Origin of the sequence: Fervidicella metallireducens AeB (genome assembly GCF_000601455.1) — a bacterium.
GTDB classification, from domain to species: domain Bacteria; phylum Bacillota; class Clostridia; order Clostridiales; family Caloramatoraceae; genus Fervidicella; species Fervidicella metallireducens.
Window position 1 is genome coordinate 1 of sequence record NZ_AZQP01000079.1, and the last position, 4926, is coordinate 4926.

The 4926-nt window shown below is 30.7% G+C and carries 5 protein-coding genes; 1 reads left to right on the forward strand and 4 read right to left on the reverse strand.

What is annotated here, in order from left to right; all coding sequences use genetic code 11:
* Positions 1 to 42: 42 nt before the first annotated feature.
* Entirely contained in the window at positions 43 to 645 is a 603-nt protein-coding gene (locus Q428_RS13300; RefSeq protein ID WP_035381728.1) for a DNA-3-methyladenine glycosylase family protein, read from the reverse strand.
* 105 nt (positions 646 to 750) lie between these two features.
* Here Q428_RS13300 and Q428_RS13305 point away from each other — a divergent pair, with 105 nt between their 5' ends.
* Entirely contained in the window at positions 751 to 1500 is a 750-nt protein-coding gene (locus tag Q428_RS13305; RefSeq protein WP_035381730.1) for a hypothetical protein, read from the forward strand.
* Between the two features lie 123 nt (positions 1501 to 1623).
* On the opposite strand, the gene Q428_RS13310 is transcribed toward Q428_RS13305, so the two are convergent.
* The 3 genes from Q428_RS13310 to Q428_RS13320 all read right to left on the reverse strand — a co-directional run.
* The gene (locus Q428_RS13310) at positions 1624 to 2865 is read right to left on the reverse strand and encodes a uracil-xanthine permease family protein (protein ID WP_051515183.1); all 1242 of its coding nucleotides are present in this window, start codon (positions 2863 to 2865) and stop codon (positions 1624 to 1626) included.
* Between the two features lie 223 nt (positions 2866 to 3088).
* Positions 3089 to 3826, reverse strand: coding sequence for a hypothetical protein (locus Q428_RS13315; protein WP_035381735.1), 738 nt, complete (start codon positions 3824 to 3826; stop codon positions 3089 to 3091).
* 329 nt (positions 3827 to 4155) lie between these two features.
* A partial coding sequence (locus Q428_RS13320) for a M48 family metallopeptidase (protein ID WP_051515184.1) occupies positions 4156 to 4926 on the reverse strand: 771 nt, incomplete at its 5' end.

A 4926-nucleotide genomic window follows, 5' to 3' on the forward strand; every position in this document is an offset into this window, starting at 1 on the left:
AAATTTAAGGCTGTGCAAACTAACATTGCACAGCCTTAAGTTTTACAATCTGCAAATTTCCCATAGATATAAAGAAGCAACAGAAGCATATGGAGAATATATCTTCTTAAACTTTTGAAAATCTTCCTTTGATATTTCATTTAAGCCATGGAGCTTCATGAGCCCCTTTTTAATACCCAAGTCGTTGAAACTTAAAACATCCATTCTGTTTAGAGAGAAAATCAAAAGCATCTCAGCTGTCCACACACCTACCCCGTACAGACCTACTAATTTTTTAATTATTTCTTCATCAGATAACATATGCAAATTTTCAAAATCAACTGTTTTATTTTTTGCTGCCAATGCTATGGATTTTAAATAGGATACTTTTCTTCCTGACAATCCACATTCTCTAAGCTGCTCATCTGTTGCTTTAATAATATTTTCAGGTGTTAAATCTACAAGGCTATCATTTAACCTTTTCCAAACTGTATCTCCAGCCTTTGTTGAAATCTGTTGATAAACGATACTTGATATCAACGCCTGAAAAGTATCAGGAATAACTTCTCTCTTAATTGGTCCAATTTCTTCAATGAACTTTCTGAGCTTATCATCTTTACTACTCAGGTAGTTTATTTCATCTTCCCCATATTTGAAAAAATTCATAAATGTCCCCTTTCTTAGGCTCATTATATTTTGTGTTCTGAATTGCTATTTTATATTATAATATAATTACTATCAGTTTTCACCAAGGTTTATTAAGGAGGATTTATGTATAACTTATTCAACTGGTTACTTGACGTTAGTTCAATATGGCAGTTTTTTAAAAAACTTTTTCTTTTTATTTTATCAATTTTATTTATTCTAGCTTATATTTTATGTGTAGAAAAATTAAGATTTTATTTCATTGGGAGATGTGTAGATATAAATGAGTATATACTTATAACTGGAACATTTGTAAATTATATTGTAAGTATAATGTTGCCAGCTCTCTTGGTAATATTAGTTATTTTCTACTTTGTTGCCATACAACATCATAAAAAAAGCGGTGGTCTGATTCAACTTGGACCTGCAGGTAATATTATAAACAGAAAAACAAAACCTAAATTTTTATCAATATCTATATTTATCCTGATTACTTTCGATTTAATTTTGTTCTGTTTCTCTGCTAATAATTTTTACTCTTTTTCTGATAAAGGAATAAAAAAGCATAGTATAGTTAGTTCCTTTAAAAAGAATTATAATTATTCAGATATTAAAGAAGTATTTATTGGAGTAAAGGATAGGGGGCGTTATAATGGCTCTTTATATTATAAAATTGTATTCAGAGATGGTCATGCTTTGAATATTTCAAATTACATTATAAGTAAATACGAAGCTGTAAAAGCTTTGAATGTGCTTAATAAGGTAATAAAAGATACTCATATTAAAAGAAATGTTGATAGAACCCATTTTCATGATTTGGTTGAAGGTTTAGATGAAAAATATGTTGATGAATATGAAAAACTTTTTGTTGAATAATATTTAAAACACCCTTAATGCTGTAACCTTGTCAATAAATTCTATAAAGATTTTAAAACCGTAGGAAAGCACACTTCTCTCCTACGGCTATGTTATTTCTTTTTATTATACCACTTAAATTCTCTATTTTCTATTTAGCACTGCATTTACAACAACACCAACTATTGCTGCAAAACTTAGACCTGATATACTCACTGTTTTTGTAACAGGAATTCCTATGTTAATTCCTGTATAGGTTGGCATAAGTCCTAGTATTAAAACTGTTGCCATTATTATTATATTCTTTATATTAAACTCAATTTTACTGTTCTTTATTGTCTGAACACCTATTAGTGCTATCATTGAGTATAGCATAAAGCTTATTCCGCCCATAACTGGTACAGGTATTGTCTTTAAGAATCCTCCAACCTTACCTACAAATCCTAGTATCATAGCAAAAACTGCTGTCATTCTTAAGATTGATGGGTCATAATTCTTAGTTATTGCAAGCACACCTGTGTTTTCTCCATATGTTGTATTTGCTGGTCCTCCAATTAGTCCTGCTACCATTGTTGCAAGTCCATCTCCAAGTAGTGTTCTATTTAAACCTGGATCTTTAATGAAGTCCTTTCCAACTACTTCTCCATTTGTAGTTATATCTCCAATATGTTCCATGAAAACTGCTAAAACAACTGGTGCTATTATTGCTATTGCTGCAACATCAAACTTTGGAAGAGTGAAATTTGGTACTGCTAAAAGCGGGGAGGTTTTAACTGCTGCTGTGTCTACTATTCCCATTCCGGCTGATAGAATATACCCAACGGTTACCCCTATTATTATTGATAATTGCTTTATAAGTCCCTTACCTAAAAATGTAACTGATACTGCAGTTACAAGAGTTACTATTGATACTATAAAATTTGTCTTTGCACTTCCGTATGCCACTGGAACAAGGTTAAGACCTATAACCATTATCATTGGTCCTACAACTTGGGCTGGAAGTACCTTTCTTATTTTCTCTACACCTATCTTTTCAACTAAAAATGAAACCAGTATATAAATTAAACCTGCTACTACAATTCCACCCTGTGCATATCTTAAATCACCATTGTATACTTGTTTTACTGCCAGTATTCCTGGAATGAATGCAAAGGATGAACCTAAAAATACGGGAACTTTTTTCTTTGTACACAAGTGAAATATCATTGTTCCAAGACCTGCTGAAAAGATTGAAACTGATGGATCAAGACCTGTAAGAATTGGAACTAAAACTGTTGCTCCAAACATTGCAATTAAGTGTTGAATTGCAAGTATAACCCTTTTTGTCTTTTCCCATATTGACAATTCCTGAATCGTTAATTCTTTTGCTGTAATTTTTTGTTCCATTATAATTCCTCCTTCTTTTTCAGTATCTCAGTACTGATTTAAAAGTTTTTAGCATAAAAAAACTCCTTACCATGCTGGTAAGAAGTTATAGACGCATTAACACATATAAACATATCCATCTACTTTTCTTACCAGCCTCACTGGACTGATTTAAAGACCTTTCACTAAGATTGTATCATGTATAATTGTAGTTTACAATACTTTTTTCTAAAATATAAATTATTTACACTTTTATTTCTGATCCAAATATAGCTACATATTGCCTCTCGGCTTCAAATCTTCTGCCACTCCACTTTAATATTGTTTCAACAAATCCTAAACCATCTGCTCCATATCTACCTGATATGCCCTGTGCTGCGTATAATTCTAAAACACCATCCCTGTTAAAATCAATGGAATAAAGTCCACCCAGTGGTCTAACAAAGCCTTCTATTGGCTCTTTTAGTTTCCCGCTATCGTCATATATTTCTGATAAATATTCCTTTCCCTTGTATTCAATATCTAAAGTATATTTGTATGCCAAATTTTTACTTATGACATCAACTTTAAAATTATCTCTATAACTCACCCTGTAGATGTATTCATCGTTAAACTTATCTGAATCAAAGATTTTCTTTAAATCATTATTAAGGAAGGAGTAAACATAACTATATATAGTACCACCACTTCCCCCTGTATCTATTGTAATCAAAATTTCCTCCCCTCTGTCATTTGTAAAATTTCCCAGAAAAATAGTTGGGTTGTATCCTGCATCGTTTTTTAAATTTACTCTTGTAAACCTTTGACTTCTGCCACATTGTATAATTAAAGTTATGTTATCTACAAATGGACTTTCATCTCCATATGGCTTATTTCCAATTAAAAACACGTTATCCTTAAAACCATCCCCATTTACATCTCCTTGTTTAAAATCTAATATTTCAGCTTTAAATACCTTTTGACTTTCATCCCTTGTTAGCATTTTAAACTGTCTTCTGTACCTATTATATTCTTCTACTGATACAAAGGGACAAATAAAAAATTTATTCATGAAAAACCTCAATAAAATTACTTCATTTCTATAATATGCAAAGGCACTTCAGTGGGTTAAGCTAATATTAAGATATTAGTCTAAATGGCAAAAATATGCTTATATAAGACTAAAAATGAACCACAATTTCGATTTGAAGTCCATCCACTTTTATAAAAACTAAGCACAAATATCTTATTTAGCCAGGTTTTAAGCTTGCTTTAATGGGTTACTCCCAATCTTAATACACAGATTTATTTACTCCCCTTAATCAGTGCGTTTTATATGTTCATTATCCTACCGCCATTTTCTTTTAGCCACCTTTTCTTCACCTCATAGTCTGGCATAATTTCCTTTACCAAACTCCAAAAATTATTTGAATGGTTGTGGTGTTTTAGGTGGCATAGTTCATGTACAACAACATAATCAATAACTTCAATGGGCATCATTACAAGGCGCCAGTTTAAGTTAATATTCCTTTTATTTGAACAGCTTCCCCATATGGTTTTTTGCTCCTTAACTACAACACGGTTAGGTATAAGATTATTTTTTTCACTTAAAAATTCAACTCTCTCTTTAAGTATTATTTTAGCCTGATTTTTGAGCCATTCTGATATCTCTGTTTTTAAAATTTGTTGACTAAATATATTGCCTTTATCCTTTGGCAATTTAATAAATAGTTTATTTCCATCAATATAAATGCTGACTTTATTCACATTAGCTTCAGCTATATCTAGAATAAGTTTTTCGCCTAGATATTCAATTGCACTACCTGACTTATATTCAATATTTTTTGCCTGCTTTTTTACTTTTTCCATTTCTTTTATTTTATCGATAATCCATTCTGCTTTACTTTCAACTAATTTGCATATATATTTTTCATCTACATAAATCGGAGATGTTACAACTACCTCTCCATTTTTTGTTATCCTAATTGTTATATTTTTTTTCTTCTTTTTTATTAATCTATATTGAAAACTTTCACCATTGTAATTTATCTGTTGCATTATTAAATCCTTTCTGTTCTTATTCCAATTAATATATTCTCTATT

Coding starts and splice junctions, on each gene's coding strand:
- Q428_RS13305 (WP_035381730.1), top strand. CDS start 751: ATGTATAACTTATTCAACTGGTTACTTGACGTTAGTTCAATATGGCAG.
- Q428_RS13315 (WP_035381735.1), bottom strand. CDS start 3,826: ATGCTAACAAGGGATGAAAGTCAAAAGGTATTTAAAGCTGAAATATTA.
- Q428_RS13310 (WP_051515183.1), bottom strand. CDS start 2,865: ATGGAACAAAAAATTACAGCAAAAGAATTAACGATTCAGGAATTGTCA.
- Q428_RS13300 (WP_035381728.1), bottom strand. CDS start 645: ATGAATTTTTTCAAATATGGGGAAGATGAAATAAACTACCTGAGTAGT.